Source organism: Acidovorax sp. LjRoot66, from assembly GCF_964253305.1.
In the GTDB taxonomy this organism is placed as follows: Bacteria; Pseudomonadota; Gammaproteobacteria; order Burkholderiales; family Burkholderiaceae_C; genus Acidovorax.
The window spans coordinates 4,741,208-4,756,745 of sequence record NZ_CAXUQU020000001.1; the positions used below are offsets into that span (position 1 = coordinate 4,741,208).

The window sequence follows — 15,538 nt, forward strand, 5'->3', positions numbered from 1 at the left end:
TGAGTCTCGCACTGGACACTGCTTGTGGCATGACACGCACTTGAGCACCGTCAAAACGCGCTGCACAGCGATAGCTGCCGAGAATCACTTATTGGCCTCCAAGAAACCCGCCTCACTCCCACTCAATCGTAGCCGGCGGCTTGCTGCTCACGTCGTACGTCACGCGGTTGATGCCCCGCACCTCGTTGATGATGCGCCCCGACACCTTCTTGAGCAGGGCATACGGCAGCTCGGCCCAGTCGGCGGTCATGAAGTCGCTGGTCTGCACTGCGCGCAGGGCGACCACGTAGTCATAAGTGCGGCCATCGCCCATCACGCCCACGCTCTTCACCGGCAGGAAGACGGTGAAGGCCTGGCTGGTGAGGTCGTACCAGTTCTTGCCGGTGGCTTCGTCGACATGGTTGCGCAGCTCTTCGATGAAGATCGCGTCGGCGCGGCGCAGCAGGTCGGCGTATTCTTTCTTCACCTCGCCCAAAATGCGCACGCCCAGGCCGGGGCCGGGGAAGGGGTGGCGGTAGACCATTTCGGGCGGCAGGCCCAGGGCGACGCCGAGTTCGCGCACTTCATCCTTGAACAAATCGCGCAGGGGCTCCAGCAGCTTGAGGCCCAGTTGCTCTGGCAGGCCGCCGACGTTGTGGTGGCTCTTGATGGTGACGGCCTTCTTGCTCTTGGCGCCGCCGGATTCGATGACGTCGGGGTAGATGGTGCCCTGGGCCAGGAAGGTGGCGCCCTTGTGCCCACCGTCGCCGGCTTTCAATTTGGCGGCCTCGGCCTTGAACACGTCGACGAACAGGCCGCCGATGATCTTGCGCTTGGCTTCGGGCTCGCTCACGCCGGCCAGCTTGCCGAGGAACAGGTCGCTGGCGTCCACGCGGATGACCTTGGCCTGCAGCTTGCCGACGAACATGTCCATGACCATGTCGCCTTCGTTCAGCCGCAGCAGGCCGTGGTCGACGAACACGCAGGTGAGCTGGTCGCCGATGGCGCGGTGGATGAGCGCTGCGGCCACGGACGAATCGACGCCGCCCGACAGGCCGAGGATCACTTCCTCATTGCCCACCTGCTGGCGGATGAGTTCCACGGCTTCGGCAATATGGTCGCGCATGACCCAGTCGGGGCGGGTGCCGCAGATGCCGAGCACGAAGCGGTCGAGCAGCGCCCTGCCCTGCACGGTGTGGGTGACTTCGGGGTGGAACTGCAGGGCGTAGAAGCGGCGCTCTTCGTCGGCCATGCCGGCGATGGGGCAGCTGTCGGTGCTGGCCATGAGCTTGAAGCCCGGGGGCAGCTCGGTGACCTTGTCGCCGTGGCTCATCCACACGTTGAGCATGCCGTGGCCATCGGGGGTGGTGAAGTCGGCAATGTCCTTGAGCAGTGCGGTGTGGCCGCGTGCGCGCACGGCGGCAAAGCCGAATTCGCGCTTGTGGCCGCCTTCGACCTTGCCGCCCAGCTGGTGCGCCATGGTCTGCATGCCGTAGCAGATGCCGAGCACGGGCAGGCCGAGCGTAAACACGGCTTCGGGCGCCTTGTCGGTGGTGTCTTCGTACACGCTGGCGTGGCTGCCGGAGAGGATGATGCCCTTGAGCGAGCCGTCCTTGGCGTAGTCGCGCACCCACTCGTCCGTCACGTCGCAGGGGTGCACTTCGCAGTACACGTTGGCTTCGCGCACGCGGCGAGCGATGAGCTGGGTGACTTGCGAGCCGAAATCGAGGATGAGGATTTTCTGGTGTTGCATGGTGGTGGGTGGTCGAGGGGATGACAAAAACGGGGGGCGCCTGGTCAGAGGCTGGAGAGGTCGAGAAGCGGTACGCCGCTGCGCTTGGCGGCTGCTGCCTGCGCTGGGTCGAAGGTGGCCAGGGGCAGGCGCAGGGAGCGGGCCAGCCACAGGTAGGCGGCGTCGAAGGTGGGCAGGCCGGTGTCGAGCGCCACGTCGAGCACGGCCTTGTGCTGGGCGGGGGCGAGCTCGTGCAGCTCCACGCGGTGGCGGATGGCTTCGAGCACGCCCCACAGGCCTTCGACCGATGCGGGCGGGATGCGGCCGCTGTGCACGCCGCTGCTGATGAGGTTGCTGCACTCCCACTGCCAGAGGTTGGGGGCCTGGGGCTCGACCTCGTCGCGGCGGATCAGGGTGTACAGGCGGCGCGTGTGCTCGCTGGCCGCGTCGGGCAGCAGCCAGGCGGCGGTGACGGAGGCGTCGAGGACGAAGGCGGTCATGCTGCTGCAGCCCTGCCCTTGCGGCGCAAGGTGTCGGGGGCGGCGGTAATGGCGGCCTCGCCTGCGGGGCGGATGCTGGCGTGCAGCGCATCCATCTGGCCCAGCTCGCGGGCGATCTGCTCGTCGGTGATGACGGGGCGGCGGCGCACGGGCAGCAGGCGCACCACCTCTTTGCCGTGGCGGGTGATGCGCACCTCTTCACCCTGCTCGACCAGCTCGATCAGGGCAGAGAACCTGCTCTTGGCTTCGTAGATACCGACGGACTGCATGGATGCGCGGACCCCCAAAAAGAAAAAGTCTGGCCTGAATGGTTAATTCAGACCAGACTATATCATTCTGACCAGATATTTTCAATCAGGCCAGATTGCATCCACAACGGTCATTCAGCGCGGTAGTTCGGCGCTTCCTTGGTGATCTGCACGTCGTGCACGTGGCTTTCGCGGATACCGGCGGTGGTGATCTCGACGAACTCGGCCTTGTTGTTCATGTCGTCGATGGTGGCGCAACCGCAGTAGCCCATGGCGGCGCGCACGCCACCGGCCATCTGGAAGACGATGGAGACCATGGAGCCCTTGTAGGGCACGCGGCCTTCGATGCCTTCGGGCACGAGCTTGTCGGCGTTGGGGTTGCCGGTGGTGGACTCTTGAAAGTAGCGGTCGGCACTGCCCTGCTGCATGGCACCGATGCTGCCCATGCCGCGGTAGCTCTTGTAGCTGCGGCCCTGGAACAGGATGACTTCGCCGGGCGCCTCTTCGGTGCCCGCGAACATGCCGCCCATCATGATGGTGCTGGCGCCTGCGGCGAGGGCCTTGGCGATGTCGCCGCTGTAGCGCACGCCGCCGTCAGCGATCAGCGGCACGCCGGTGCCCTTGAGGGCGGTGGCCACGCTGTCGATGGCCATGATCTGGGGCACGCCCACACCGGCGACGATGCGCGTGGTGCAGATGGAGCCCGGGCCGATACCGACCTTGACCGCATCGGCACCGGCCTCGACCAGTGCCAGGGCGGCTGCGCCGGTGGCGATGTTGCCGCCGATCACATCGATCTGCGGGTAGTTCTGCTTGACCCAGCGCACGCGCTCGATCACGCCGCGGCTGTGGCCGTGGGCGGTGTCGACCACGATGGCGTCGACACCGGCACGCACCAGCGCTTCGACGCGCTCTTCGGTGCCCTCGCCCACACCCACTGCCGCGCCCACGCGCAGGCGGCCGGCGCTGTCGCGCGCGGCGTTGGGGAAGCTGGTCTGCTTGGTGATGTCCTTGACGGTGATCACGCCCTTGAGCTCGAAGTCGTCGTTGACGACCAGGATGCGCTCGAGCTTGTACTTGTTGAGCAGCGCCTTGGCTTCGGCAGGCGTGGTGCCTTCCTTTTCGTTGACGGTGACCAGCTTTTCGCGCGGGGTCATGATCTGGTGGACCTTGACGTCGTAGCGCGTTTCAAAGCGCAGGTCGCGCCCGGTGACGATGCCCACCACCTTGCCGCCGTCGCACACCGGGAAGCCGGAGATGCCCAGTTGCTCGGACAGCTGCAGCACCTGCAGCACGGTGTGCTCGGGGGTGATGACCACGGGGTCGCGCAGCACGCCGGATTCGTAGCGCTTGACCTTGGCCACCTGGGCGGCCTGCTCCTGCGCCGTGAGGTTCTTGTGCACGATGCCGATGCCGCCCTCCTGGGCAATGGCAATGGCCAGGCGTGCTTCGGTCACGGTGTCCATGGCGGCGGACACGAGAGGCAGGTTCAGCTGGATGTTACGGGAGAGTTTCGTCGCGAGGGACGTGTCCTTGGGCAGGACCTGGGAGTACGCTGGCACCAGCAACACATCGTCGAAGGTGAGCGCTTTTCCAAGAAGGCGCATGAGAAGGCTCCAAAAGACGGATTGTACCCGCCTGCGCAACGCGCTGCAGGGCGCCACACCCGCCCGTGCGGCGTTGCAGCATGCCCCACCCCCTGCGCCCGCACTGGCGGCAGACTTGTTGCACGGCTAAACTTGCCTGCATGAAATTGCACAAGATTGTTTTACTGGCCGTCGCCTGCACTTGGGCCCTGGGTGCTGCCGCGCAATGGCAGTGGATCGACAAGGACGGCCGCAAGGTCTTCAGTGACCGCCCGCCACCGCAGGACATTCCGGAAAAGAACATGCTCAAGCAGCCGGGCTTTGGCGGCCCGCGCGTGACCACGCCGGCCGCCAGCGCACCTGCAGCGGCCGCCGCCCCGGCGACGACTGCAGCCTCTGGCGCTGCTGCCGCCCCCGCAGCAGCGGCCAGCGCCGCCAGTGGCAAGGACAAGGAGTTGGAGAAGCGCAAGGCCGAAGCCGAGGCCGCCGAAGCCGCCAAGAAGAAGGCCGAGGACGACAAGATCGCCAAGGCCAAGGCAGAAAACTGTGCCCGCGCCAAAGCATCCAAGACCATGTTCGAGTCGGGCACACCGCTCAGGCAGACCAATGCCCAGGGCGAGCGCATCTTCCTCGACGAGGCCCAGCGCAATGCCGAGGTCAAGCGCATCGACGCGGTGATTGCCTCCGACTGCAAGCGCTGAGCCCGCCAAAAGCCCATTCGTGGCAAAAAAACGGCGCCTCGGGCGCCGTTTTTGTTTCATTTAGTATCCTGATTTGCCACCAGGCCGCTGCCGGGCAAACAGGCCGGTGGCGCGTGCACCCTGGCGTGCAAAGCGCTCGCGGCGCGCCACCTTGGGGTCGACCTTGAGGCCCCGGTACAGCTCGACCCGGTCCTGGTCCTTGAGCTCGGTGGTCTCGGGCTGGGCACGGCCCCAGATGCCGCACACCATGCCCTCGCGCTGCGCGGCCATGGGCCCGGCGGCCTGCAGGGCATCGGCCAGGGTGCTGCCGGCGGGCAGTTGCACCGTGCATTCGCTTACCTGCCGGGGCGCCAGCGAGACCACCACGGTGATCTGCAGGGTTGCCGCAGCCGGTGCGGCACCGGTGCCATCAGCCATACACCTGCTCCGCGCGCTTCACGAAGGCGTCGACCATGCTGCCGGCGATGCGGTCGAACACGGGGCCCACCAGGGCGGCCAGGGCGGCGTTGTCAAAGCCGTAGTTCAGGCCCAGCTCGACCTTGCAGGCGCGCTGGCTGCCGTCGCCCACGGGGTGAAAGTGCCAGTCGCCATCGAGCTGCGAGAACGGGCCCTTGACCAGGCGCATTTGCACGCGCCGGCCGGCCTCGTGCGTATTGCGGGTGACGAAGGTCTTGTGGATGCCGCCAAAGGCAATGCCCACCTCGGCCGTCATGCCCTCGTCCGACTGCTCCAGCACAGTGGCACTGTCGCACCAGGGCAGGAACTCGGGGTATTTTTCGACCCCCGTGACCAGGGCGAACATTTCTTCGGGGCTGTACCAGATGAGGACGGACTTGTTGACGGTTTTCATGCAGGTGAAGGGCTTGGGCCGGGATCTTCGCCGGATGCGGTGGCATGGGGCCAAAGAAGATCGGGGACACACCCTAAAATGACAGGTGCGAGACACAAGCATTGTAGGGAGGCCTTTTATCTCCTCGTTTGCGCCGCATCTAATACCTCATGGCCAAGAAACCCGATCCAACCGCCCGCATTGCCGATAACAAGAAGGCGGCCTACAACTATTTCTTCGAAGAACGCCACGAGGCAGGCATGGTCCTGTACGGCTGGGAAGTGAAGGCGCTGCGCGAAGGCAAGGTGCAACTGACCGACGGCTACGTGCTAATCCGCGATGGCGAGCTGTTCTTGCTGGGCTGCCAGATCAACCCGCTCAAGACCGCTTCGACCCACGTGAGCCCCGATGCCATACGCACCAAGAAGCTGCTGCTCAAGAAGGATGACATCAAGCACCTGATCATCAAGGTGGAGCAAAAGGGCTACACGCTGGTGCCGCTGAACCTGCACTGGAAGAACGGCTACGTGAAGTGCGAGGTCGCCCTGGCCAAGGGCAAGGCCGAGCACGACAAGCGCGACACCATCAAGGACCGCGAAGGCAAGCGCGAGGTGGAACGCGCGATGAAGAGCCGCAATCGATAAGGGAACAGGCGCCCTTTTTTCGACGCGCCTGCCGCAGCTGCGCGGCCTCCCCGAGGCCGCCGCAGTCTATTTATTGCTGGATGAAGTTCAGAAGGTCGTTGTTGAGCCGGTCCTTGTGCGTATCGGTCAACCCGTGCGGTGCACCGGGGTAGACGATGAGCCTGGAGTTCTTGACCAACCGGGCCGAGGCACGGCCTGACGCATCGATGGGGACGATCTGGTCGTCATCGCCATGGATCACCAGCGTGGGCACGTCGAAGCGCTTGAGGTCTTCGGTGAAGTCGGTGGCCGAGAACGCGGCGATGGAGTCGTAGGTGTTCTTGTGGCCGCCCAGCATGCCCTGGTGCCAGAACGACTGGATGGCGCCTTGCGACACCTTGGCGCCCGGGCGGTTGAAGCCGAAGAACGGCCCCGAGGCAATGTCCAGGTAAAGCTGTGACCGGTTTTCGAGCGATCCCTTGCGAATGCCGTCGAACACTTCGATGGGCAAGCCACCGGGGTTGCTGTCTGTCTTGAGCATCAGCGGCGGCACCGCGCTGACCAGCACCGCCTTTTTCACCTTGGCCGTGCCGTGGCGGCCGATGTAGCGCGCCACCTCACCACCGCCAGTCGAAAAACCGACCAGGGTCACATCCTTGAGCTTCAGGGCATCGATCACGGCGGCGAGGTCGTCGGCGTAGTGGTCCATGTCGTTGCCTTCCCAGGGCTGGGCGGAGCGGCCATGGCCCCGGCGGTCGTGCGCGACCACACGGTAGCCCTTGGAGGCCAGGAAGATCATCTGCGACTCCCAGCTATCGGAATCGAGCGGCCAGCCGTGGCTGAAGGTCACCACCGGTCCGTTGCGTGGCCCCCAGTCCTTGTAATACAGCTGCACGCCATCGGGCGTGGTGATGGTGCTGGCACTTTGCACCACGGCAGCCGGGTGGCCGGCAGTTGCCTTGTCGGCGGCGGCCGCTGCGGCGGTGCAGGCGATGGCGAGTGCGGCGATGCTGAAGATGCGGGGAAGGGCTTTCATGGCGGTCCTTGGTGGGCTTGTCAAATCGACAGAAAGAACTTTATCGCCCCAAGACGAACGATTGGTGATAAAAAGTCTTAATAACTTGACCTTGAGTATTCAATGACCGATCGACTTGACGCTTTGCTGGCGCACTTCAGCGTGACGGCCAACGTGTTCCACACGGGTGCGCTGTGTGGCGTCAATGAACTGGACGGGGGCGGCGATTGCGGCCAGCTGCACCTGGTGTGCCGGGGCGAGGTGGGCGTGAGCCACGGGGGCGCCGAGGTGCTGCGCATCACGCGGCCGAGCCTGCTGCTGTACCCCTTGCCGATGGCGCACCGCTTCATCACCGACACCCGGGACGGCGCGGACTTTGCGTGTGCGCAGCTGCGGTTTGAGGGTGGCGCGGCCAACCCCATCTGCGCCGCGCTGCCGCCGTTCGTGTGCCGGCCACTGGACGAGATTCAGGGCTCGGCCGAAGCACTCTCGCTGCTCTTTGGCGAGGCTTTTGCAGCCAATTGCGGCCGGCGGGCAATGCTCAACCGCCTTTTCGAAGTCGTCTTCATCCAGGTGCTGCGCCACCTCATGGAGCAGGGACAGACGGGCGCAGGCATGCTCGCAGGGCTGGCCCACGCCAAGCTGCGCCATGCGCTCGTGGACATGCACGAAAACCCCCGCCAGGAATGGACACTGGATGCACTGGCCGAGCGGGCGGGCATGTCGCGCAGCGTGTTCGCCACCCAATTTCGCGACACGGTGGGCTGCACGCCTGGTGCCTACCTGCAGCGCTGGCGCGTAGGCCTAGCGCAGAAGGCGTTGCGGCAGGGGCAGTCGCTGCGATGGATTGCCGAGGAGGTTGGGTACGGCAGCGAATCGGCTCTGTCGCGGGCCTTCAAGGCGCAATGCGGGCTGTCTCCGCGCGAGTGGAAGCAGGCGCAGCAAGGGCACCTACGGGCCAGTGCGGCGGACGTAAAAACAAGCCGCAGCTAGAATTTATTCGCGCCCGGTGGAATAAATCGCCAGGCCCATGTGTTTACCCAGATGCAAGGCGGCATTTGCCGGTGCCTGCAACTCCCTTCTTCCACTTGGAGAAACCATGAAAAAGACCCTGTTGTCCATCGCCGCGTTCGTTGCCATTGCCGGCTGCTCCACCATGGCCGCCGATGGCCCCGTGAAAACCATGGATGGCGTGCTTGTGGGTGCCGGCGGCATGACGCTGTATACCTTCGACCGCGACACCGCCGGCAGCGGCAAGTCGGTGTGCAATGGCCCCTGCGCCACCAACTGGCCGCCGCTGATGGCCGACAAGGCACCCGGCAGCGACTACAGCGTGGTCACCCGTGACGACGGCAAGATGCAACTGGCCTACAAGGGCAAGCCGCTTTACTACTGGGCCAAGGATGCCAAGCCCGGTGACAAGACGGGCGACGGCGTGAACCAGGTGTGGCGCACGGCACGCCCCTGATCGATCCCCCCTCCCTTTGGCATGAACCGCACCCAGGCCGTAGAGCAGTTGCCCGCACTGCGCCGATATGCGCGCGTGCTGACGGGCGATGCCTGGGCGGCCGACGACCTGGTGCAGGACACGCTGGAGCGGGCCTGCAGCAAATGGCTGCTGTGGCGCACGGGCAGCGACCTGCGCGCCTGGCTGTTCACGCTGATGCACAACCTGTACCTCAACCAGCTGCGCACCCAGCCGCCGCAGCCCCATCTGGACCTGGATGACCTGCACGACAGCCTGCAGGGTAGCGCCGGCATGGGCGATGATGCGCTGGACCTGGAGCGCTGCCTGCAGCGCCTGCCGCCCGAGCAGCGCGCCGTGCTGCTGCTGGTGACGCTGGAGGACATGGACTATGGCGACACGGCGCGCATTCTGGGCATCCCCGTGGGCACGGTGATGTCGCGCCTGTCGCGTGCGCGCAGCCGCCTGCGTCTGCTGATGGAGCGTGCGCCTGCCGCCTCGGCCGCACCGGCCCCGGCAGCGACCGAGAATCATCCGGACCACGGTGCATCCGCCGGCCAGCCAACCACCTTGCGCCGCCTCAAATGATGAAGCCCGAGCGCCAGCCAGCCATGGACAAGCACCACCACCACCCTGCCCCACCCACCGACGACGAAGCCGCATGGCATGCGCTGGCGGATGGCCGCCTGTCGCCTGCGGATGAAACCGCCCTGCGCCACCGGCTTGAAGGCCAGGCCGGCGCGCAAGAGACCCTGGCGCACTGGCAGCAGCAGCGCCAGCAATTGCGCGCCCTGCACCAGGGCATGCTGGCCGAGCCCGTGCCCGAGGCCCTGGTGGCCGCCGCACTGCGCACCTCGGCCCGCAGGGAGCGGCAGGACCAATGGTGGCGCTGGGGGGGCATGGCGGCGTCGGTGCTGCTGGCGTTTACCCTGGGCTGGACCGGGCGCAGCCTGTGGCCCGCCACGGGCCGCACCGACAGCCAGGCCCTGGTGCTGGCCGCCACCGGGCAGCGCTTTGCCCAGCAGGCTGCCGTGGCGCATGCCGTGTACCAGCCCGAGGTGCGCCACCCCGTCGAGGTGCCTGCCGCGCAGCAGGAGCACCTGGTGCAGTGGCTCTCCAAGCGGCTGGGTCGCCCGCTCAAGCTGCCCGTGCTGGCCGATGAGGGCTACGAACTGGTGGGTGGCCGCCTGCTGCCCGGTGATGCGGGCGCACGCGCGCAGTTCATGTACCAGAACACCAAGGGCGAGCGCATCACCCTGTACCTGGGCGCCATCGCGCGGCCCGGCACCCCGGCAACCCCCGTTGCTGCCAAGCCCGGTGCGCCAGCACCGCCCAGCGCGGCAGAGACCGCCTTCCAGTTCACCAGCGATGGCCCCGTGCCCGGGTTCTACTGGGCCGATCAGGGCTTTGGCTATGCCCTGAGCGGCCAGTTGTCGCGCCAGGAGTTGCTTACCCTGGCAGCGGCGGTGCACCGGCAGCTGTAGCGACCCATCCTCAGATCGGCCGATCTGGCACGGCTTTGCCCTGCTTTTTTCAAGACCGGGCGGCACGGATCCCCATCAGACTGTTGCGCCAGCAACACCGATGGATCGATTCGCCATGACGACAGCACACAGCACCCGTTCTTCGGCCTCCACGCTGGAGCGCGCCGCCAGCCCATCGGGCCGTGAGCAGGTGCGGGCAGCCGACACACAGGCGGCACGTGCGCCTGCGCACACCGGGCTGACCAACGAAAAACTCGAGTCGATGCTGCTGCGCATGCACGCGCAGGCGCCAAAGGCCGTCGCAGCAGGGGCCTGACGGGAACCCGCTGACGAGGTCAGCGGGCCGCGTTCTGGGTCACACCAAGGCTGCCAATGGATGCGAGTGCGCGGGCCAGGGGCTGGCGAAGAACGGTGCCACCATTGCGGGGGTGACGTCTTCGATGCGTGCGGGGTTCCACTTCGGCGCATGGTCCTTGTCCACGGCCAGGGCGCGGATGCCCTCCACCGTTTCGCTCTGGCCGGGGCGCAGGTAAAAGCAGTGGCGCACCATGTCGCGCTCCATGCGCAGGTCGTCGGCCAGGCCCATGCCGCGCGCACGGCGGATCTGTTCAAGCACCACGTGCAGCATCAGCGGCGAGCGCTTGCGCAGAGTGGCAACGGTGGCGCGTGCCCAGTCGGAATCGGCGGCTTCGAGGGCGCGCACGATCTCGCCCACAGTGGGCAGCGCGAAGTAGGCGTCCGCCTGCGCCAGTTCTACCGCAACCGCCTGGCTCTTCGGCAGCAGGCGCGCAACGACGAAGGCCTTGACAGCCTCTGCATCGGCAAACTGCTGCGTGCCCAGGGCCTCCCACACGGGGGCCTGCTGGTCCACCGGGATGCAGCCATCGGCCAGGTTGCAGGCCACGGCCGCATCGGCGCCGATGGTGTCACCGGTGAGCGCCAGCCATTCGCCCGCGCTGCCGGGGCAGCGCGCCAGGAAGTAGCCACCACCCACGTCGGGGAACAGGCCGATGGCCGTCTCGGGCATGGCCATCTTCGTGCGCTCGGTCACCACGCGCAGCGCGGCGCCCTGGCTGATGCCCATGCCCCCGCCCATGACGATGCCGTCCATGAAGGCGATGTAGGGCTTGGCGTAGTTGTGGATCAGGTGGTTGAGGGCGTATTCCTCGGTGAAGAAGTCCTCGAGCTGCGGGTTGCCCTGGCTGCCGGCCTGGTGCAAAAAGCGGATGTCGCCACCGGCGCAGAAGGCGCCGAAGGGGCCTTCCTTGTTGCTGCCGCGGATGGCCACAGCCAGCACTGCATCGTCGTGCTGCCACGCGAGCAGGATGGCCATGAGGTCGCGCACCATGCCCAGCGACAGCGCATTGAGCGCGCGCGGGCGGTTCAGCGTGATGAAGCCCACCTGGCCGCGCACTTCGCTCAGCACTTCGGCAGCGGCAGCAGGCGCCGCCGTATTGGTTGCAGTCATGGTCGTCTCCGTCATTGTTGTTCCTTGAAAGCCAGTAATTCGTTGAAAACCAGCGCGCCGATCACCAGCGCGCCACCCGTCAGCACGGCGGCGGCGGGCTCTTCGCCCGCACCCAGCCATGCCAGCAAAATACCAAAGATCACTTCGAGCAGGCTCAGCAGAGCCAGTTCGGGGGCCTTGAGCACCTGTCCGCAGCGCACTGCCAGCACGCAGGGGATGGCCAATTGCACCACGCCCAGCAGGGCCAGCAGCCCAAGGTCATGCGCCGAGGCCTGGAACGGCAGCGCCAGGGGCAGCGTGGTCAGCACCGATATGACCGCCCCCACCAGCACGGCGGGCGCCAGGTCCACCGCATGGCCGTGGCGCTGCGCGTGCTGCACCACCGTCCAGTTGATGGCAGCGGCGACGGGCACGCACAAGGCCACCAGCGTGCCCACCACGGGCAGCCCGGCCATTTGCGAGCCGTACATCCAGGCGATACCCAAGCCTGCCACACCGATGGCGGCCCAGGTGCGCGGGGCGATGCGGTGGCCGATGAACACGCGCGCGAACAGCGCGGTGAGCAGGGGCCCTGCCGCCATGGTGACCAGCACGTTGGCCACCGGCATGAGCAGAATGGCCACCATGAAGGCGGTGAACATCACGCTCCAGCACAGGCCCGAGATCCACAGCGCCCGCCCGCTTTGGCGCATGGAGGCGAACACCGCGCGCCCCTGCAGCGCAGGCAGTATGACCAGCAGCGCAGCCAGCGTGAACAGGCTGCGCCAGAAGGTCACCTCGAAGCTGCGCGCCTGCTCCAGGTGGCGCGTGACCACGCCGGCGATGGACCACATCAGGGTCACGGCCACCATCAGGGCCACGGCCTTTGAGTGGGTGAGCTTCATCGGGGCACCGCCATCGTCTGCATCTCTCGTCCATAACCAGCCCCATGCAACCCGCCCGCCCCGAAGGCCTGCGCGCAGCGACAGCGCCGAAAGAATTCTTTTAACCGCTCTTGACGACAAAAGGGCCACAGCACGGTGACTGTGGCCCTTTGGCAAGCCTTTCAGCCTGGTGTCGTCATTCCACTCTCCAGCAAGGAGAGGGAACGCCGCGCGATCAGCGGCCCGCGCGCTTGCGGTCGCTTTCCTTCAGGTGGCGCTTGCGGATGCGGATGGACTTGGGCGTGATTTCGACCAGCTCGTCATCCTCGATGAATTCCACGGCGTATTCGAGCGTGGCATCGATGGGCGGCGTGATCTTGATCGCGTCTTCCTTGCCGGACACGCGGAAGTTGGTCAGCTGCTTGGTACGCGTGGCGTTCACCACCAGGTCGTTGTCGCGGCTGTGGATGCCGACGATCATGCCTTCGTACACGGGATCGTTGGCCTTGACGAACATGCGGCCGCGGTCGTCGAGCTTGCCCAGGGCGTAGGTGAAGATTTCACCGTCGTCCATGGAGATCAGCACGCCGTTCTTGCGACCGCCGATGTCGCCCTTGTGCGGCTCGTAGCTGTCGAAGATGTTGCTGATGAGGCCCGAGCCACGCGTCAGGTTCAGAAATTCGTTGGTGAAGCCGATCAGGCCCCGCGCAGGAATGCGGTACTCCAGGCGCACGCGGCCACGGCCGTCCGGCTCCATGTTCACCAACTCGCCCTTGCGCTCGCCCAGCGCTTGCATCACGCCGCCCTGGTGGCCTTCTTCGATGTCGGCCGTCACCAGTTCGATAGGCTCGTGCTTTTCGCCGTTCACGTCGCGGAACACGACGCGGGGCTTGGACACGGCCATTTCGTAGCCTTCGCGGCGCATGTTTTCGAGCAGGATGGTCAGGTGCAATTCACCACGGCCCATCACTTCGAAGATGCCTTCTTCGTCGGTTTCCTTCACGCGCAGGGCCACGTTGTGTTGCAGCTCCTTTTGCAGGCGGTCCCAGATCTGGCGGCTGGTCACGAACTTGCCTTCGCGGCCGGCCAGTGGCGAGGTGTTCACGCAGAAGTTCATGGTCAGCGTGGGCTCGTCCACCTTGAGCATGGGCAGCGGCGCGGGGTTGGCAGGGTCGGTGATGGTCACGCCGATGCCGATGTCTTCGATGCCGTTGATCAGCACGATGTCGCCAGGGCCGGCCATGGGCGTCTGCATGCGATCAAGGCCCTGGAAGGTCAGCACCTGGTTGACGCGGCCCTTGACGGCCTTGCCATCGGGGCCTTCCATGACGACCACGTCCATCATGGGCTTGATGGTGCCCTGGCTGATGCGGCCCACGCCGATGCGGCCCACGAAGGTGGAGAAGTCCAGCGCCGAGATCTGCAGCTGCAGCGGAGCGGCCGGGTCACCCGTGTTCGGGGGAACGTGGCTCAGGATGGTGTTGAACAGGGCCGACATGTCGGGGCCCCACTGCTCGCCAGGAGCGCCTTCCACCAGCGACGACCAGCCGTTGATGCCCGAGGCGTACACCACGGGGAAGTCGAGTTGCTCATCGGTGGCACCGAGCTTGTCGAACAGGTCGAACGCGGCGTTGACCACCTTGTCGGGGTTGGCACCGGGCTTGTCGACCTTGTTCACCACCAGGATGGGGCGCAGGCCCAGGGCCAGGGCCTTCTTGGTCACGAAACGCGTCTGGGGCATGGGGCCCTCTTGCGCGTCGATCAGCAGCACCACGCTGTCGACCATGGACAGGGCACGCTCCACTTCACCGCCGAAGTCCGCGTGACCAGGGGTATCCACGATGTTGATGTGGGTGCCTTCCCAGCTCACGGCGCAGTTCTTGGCCAGAATCGTGATGCCACGCTCTTTTTCAATCGCGTTGTTGTCCATCACGGTGTCGACGACCTTTTCGTGGTCGGCGAAGGTGCCGGACTGGCGCAGCAATTGGTCCACCATGGTGGTCTTGCCATGGTCAACGTGGGCGATGATGGCGATGTTGCGGATCTGTTTAGTCATAGTTTTTCCAATGTGCCGCTGGCTTGCAGGTGCGGCGTACCTTCCAAAATTTGTTGAATTTCCAGCGGACTCAGGAGCCTGTCGGGCACCAGCTCCCCGCCCACGATGTGGCCCACCCCCAGCAGTGCCGGGGGATTGTCGCCAAACACCGCCACGGCCCCGGCATCGGGCCAGGTGCCTCGGCGGCGTACGCCCGACAGGAAGCGAGCAGCATTCTCGCTGTCCAGCGTGACACGCACGTGTTGCGCCAGCAGGGACTCGGGCGGCTCCAGCTGCGCCAGGCGCTCCCCCTCCTCCATGGCTTCGAGCTGCGCCAGCGTGACACAGCGCTCCACCCCGATACCCCCGGTATCGATGCGGCGCAAAAAAGTAAGGTGGGCACCGAAACCCAGCGCCGCGCCCACGTCCTCACCCAGCGTGCGGATGTAGGTGCCTTTGCTGCACTGCACCACCATTTTAACGGCGATGGCATCCGGATTGTCCGCCAGCAGCGTGAGGGAAAGCGAATGGATCACCACGTCGCGTGCCGGCCGGTCCACCTCGATGCCGGCGCGCGCGTATTCGTACAGGGCCTTGCCGTCCTTCTTGAGGGCGCTGTACATCGGCGGCACCTGCTGAAGGGGGCCGGTGAACTGCAGCTGCACGGCGGCCAGGCGCTCGGGTGTGAGCTCGGCCAGCACCACGGGGCGGCGCTCGACCACGTCGCCCTCGGCATCGCCGGTGGTGGTGGTCACGCCCAGCAGGGCCACGGCCTCATAGGTCTTGGGGGCATCGAGCTGCAGCTGGCTGAACTTGGTGGCCGCGCCAAAGCACAGCGGCAGCACGCCGCTGGCCAGCGGATCGAGCGTGCCGGTATGGCCCGCTTTTTCGGCGCGCAGCAGCCATTTCGCCTTTTGCAAGGCGTCGTTGCTCGACAGGCCGAGCGGTTTGTCCAGCAGCAACACCCCATGCACAGGGCGCCGCTGCACCCTGGTGCGAGGCGAGTGCAT

The 15,538-nt window shown here is 66.0% G+C and carries 18 protein-coding genes; 7 read left to right on the forward strand and 11 right to left on the reverse strand.

Features of this window, described 5'->3' with window-relative positions:
• Positions 1 to 112: 112 nt before the first annotated feature.
• From guaA to guaB, 4 genes are all read right to left on the reverse strand, one after another.
• Positions 113 to 1,732, reverse strand: coding sequence for a glutamine-hydrolyzing GMP synthase (gene guaA, locus ACSQ3Y_RS22255; RefSeq protein WP_436178921.1), 1,620 nt, complete (start codon positions 1,730 to 1,732; stop codon positions 113 to 115).
• 44 nt (positions 1,733 to 1,776) lie between these two features.
• Positions 1,777 to 2,211 (reverse strand): type II toxin-antitoxin system VapC family toxin, encoded by a 435-nt coding sequence (locus ACSQ3Y_RS22260; RefSeq protein WP_436178922.1) that lies wholly within the window; start codon positions 2,209 to 2,211, stop codon positions 1,777 to 1,779.
• Positions 2,208 to 2,480 carry a type II toxin-antitoxin system Phd/YefM family antitoxin gene (locus tag ACSQ3Y_RS22265; RefSeq protein ID WP_436178923.1) on the reverse strand — a complete coding sequence of 91 codons (273 nt, stop codon included), beginning with the start codon at positions 2,478 to 2,480 and terminating at the stop codon, positions 2,208 to 2,210. The genes ACSQ3Y_RS22260 and ACSQ3Y_RS22265 overlap by 4 nt, the downstream gene beginning before the upstream one ends.
• 110 nt (positions 2,481 to 2,590) lie before the next feature.
• A complete protein-coding gene (gene guaB / locus ACSQ3Y_RS22270; RefSeq protein WP_436178924.1) occupies positions 2,591 to 4,066 on the reverse strand; it encodes an IMP dehydrogenase in 1,476 nt (491 codons plus the stop codon).
• 140 nt (positions 4,067 to 4,206) lie between these two features.
• Between guaB and ACSQ3Y_RS22275 the strand changes: the two genes are divergently transcribed.
• The gene (locus tag ACSQ3Y_RS22275) at positions 4,207 to 4,746 is read left to right on the forward strand and encodes a DUF4124 domain-containing protein (protein ID WP_436178925.1); all 540 of its coding nucleotides are present in this window, start codon (positions 4,207 to 4,209) and stop codon (positions 4,744 to 4,746) included.
• Positions 4,747 to 4,806: 60 nt separating this feature from the next.
• On the opposite strand, the gene ACSQ3Y_RS22280 is transcribed toward ACSQ3Y_RS22275, so the two are convergent.
• The gene (locus tag ACSQ3Y_RS22280) at positions 4,807 to 5,163 is read right to left on the reverse strand and encodes an RnfH family protein (RefSeq protein ID WP_436178926.1); all 357 of its coding nucleotides are present in this window, start codon (positions 5,161 to 5,163) and stop codon (positions 4,807 to 4,809) included.
• Complete coding sequence (locus ACSQ3Y_RS22285; RefSeq protein ID WP_179680920.1) at positions 5,156 to 5,596, reverse strand: type II toxin-antitoxin system RatA family toxin; 441 nt, start codon at positions 5,594 to 5,596, stop codon at positions 5,156 to 5,158. Before ACSQ3Y_RS22285 ends, ACSQ3Y_RS22280 begins: the two co-directional genes overlap by 8 nt.
• Positions 5,597 to 5,745: 149 nt before the next feature.
• On the opposite strand from ACSQ3Y_RS22285, the gene smpB reads away from it, so the two are divergent.
• The gene (gene smpB, locus ACSQ3Y_RS22290) at positions 5,746 to 6,219 is read left to right on the forward strand and encodes an SsrA-binding protein SmpB (protein WP_057268812.1); all 474 of its coding nucleotides are present in this window, start codon (positions 5,746 to 5,748) and stop codon (positions 6,217 to 6,219) included.
• Positions 6,220 to 6,289: 70 nt separating this feature from the next.
• On the opposite strand, the gene ACSQ3Y_RS22295 is transcribed toward smpB, so the two are convergent.
• Positions 6,290 to 7,234, reverse strand: a complete 945-nt coding sequence (locus ACSQ3Y_RS22295) for an alpha/beta fold hydrolase (protein WP_436178927.1) — start codon at positions 7,232 to 7,234, stop codon at positions 6,290 to 6,292.
• Between the two features lie 102 nt (positions 7,235 to 7,336).
• Between ACSQ3Y_RS22295 and ACSQ3Y_RS22300 the strand changes: the two genes are divergently transcribed.
• The 5 genes from ACSQ3Y_RS22300 to ACSQ3Y_RS22320 all read left to right on the forward strand — a co-directional run bounded on the left by ACSQ3Y_RS22300 (position 7,337) and on the right by ACSQ3Y_RS22320 (position 10,478).
• Positions 7,337 to 8,206, forward strand: coding sequence for a cupin domain-containing protein (locus ACSQ3Y_RS22300; RefSeq protein ID WP_436178928.1), 870 nt, complete (start codon positions 7,337 to 7,339; stop codon positions 8,204 to 8,206).
• 106 nt (positions 8,207 to 8,312) lie between these two features.
• Positions 8,313 to 8,681, forward strand: coding sequence for a COG4315 family predicted lipoprotein (locus ACSQ3Y_RS22305; protein ID WP_436178929.1), 369 nt, complete (start codon positions 8,313 to 8,315; stop codon positions 8,679 to 8,681).
• Positions 8,682 to 8,702: 21 nt separating this feature from the next.
• Complete coding sequence (locus tag ACSQ3Y_RS22310) at positions 8,703 to 9,266, forward strand: RNA polymerase sigma factor (RefSeq protein ID WP_436178930.1); 564 nt, start codon at positions 8,703 to 8,705, stop codon at positions 9,264 to 9,266.
• A complete protein-coding gene (locus tag ACSQ3Y_RS22315) occupies positions 9,266 to 10,162 on the forward strand; it encodes an anti-sigma factor family protein (RefSeq protein WP_436180157.1) in 897 nt (298 codons plus the stop codon). Before ACSQ3Y_RS22310 ends, ACSQ3Y_RS22315 begins: the two co-directional genes overlap by 1 nt.
• Before the next feature lie 115 nt (positions 10,163 to 10,277).
• The gene (locus tag ACSQ3Y_RS22320) at positions 10,278 to 10,478 is read left to right on the forward strand and encodes a hypothetical protein (protein ID WP_436178931.1); all 201 of its coding nucleotides are present in this window, start codon (positions 10,278 to 10,280) and stop codon (positions 10,476 to 10,478) included.
• Between the two features lie 39 nt (positions 10,479 to 10,517).
• Here ACSQ3Y_RS22320 and ACSQ3Y_RS22325 read toward each other — a convergent pair whose 3' ends face one another.
• The 4 genes from ACSQ3Y_RS22325 to truB all read right to left on the reverse strand — a co-directional run bounded on the left by ACSQ3Y_RS22325 (position 10,518) and on the right by truB (position 15,538).
• Complete coding sequence (locus ACSQ3Y_RS22325; protein ID WP_436178932.1) at positions 10,518 to 11,630, reverse strand: enoyl-CoA hydratase/isomerase family protein; 1,113 nt, start codon at positions 11,628 to 11,630, stop codon at positions 10,518 to 10,520.
• Positions 11,631 to 11,641: 11 nt separating this feature from the next.
• Positions 11,642 to 12,514, reverse strand: a complete 873-nt coding sequence (locus ACSQ3Y_RS22330; RefSeq protein WP_436178933.1) for a DMT family transporter — start codon at positions 12,512 to 12,514, stop codon at positions 11,642 to 11,644.
• Positions 12,515 to 12,728: 214 nt separating this feature from the next.
• Positions 12,729 to 14,549: a translational GTPase TypA gene (gene typA / locus ACSQ3Y_RS22335; protein ID WP_057203712.1), complete on the reverse strand. Its 1,821-nt coding sequence runs from the start codon at positions 14,547 to 14,549 to the stop codon at positions 12,729 to 12,731.
• Positions 14,546 to 15,538 carry a tRNA pseudouridine(55) synthase TruB gene (gene truB, locus ACSQ3Y_RS22340; protein ID WP_305743403.1) on the reverse strand — a complete coding sequence of 331 codons (993 nt, stop codon included), beginning with the start codon at positions 15,536 to 15,538 and terminating at the stop codon, positions 14,546 to 14,548. Before truB ends, typA begins: the two co-directional genes overlap by 4 nt.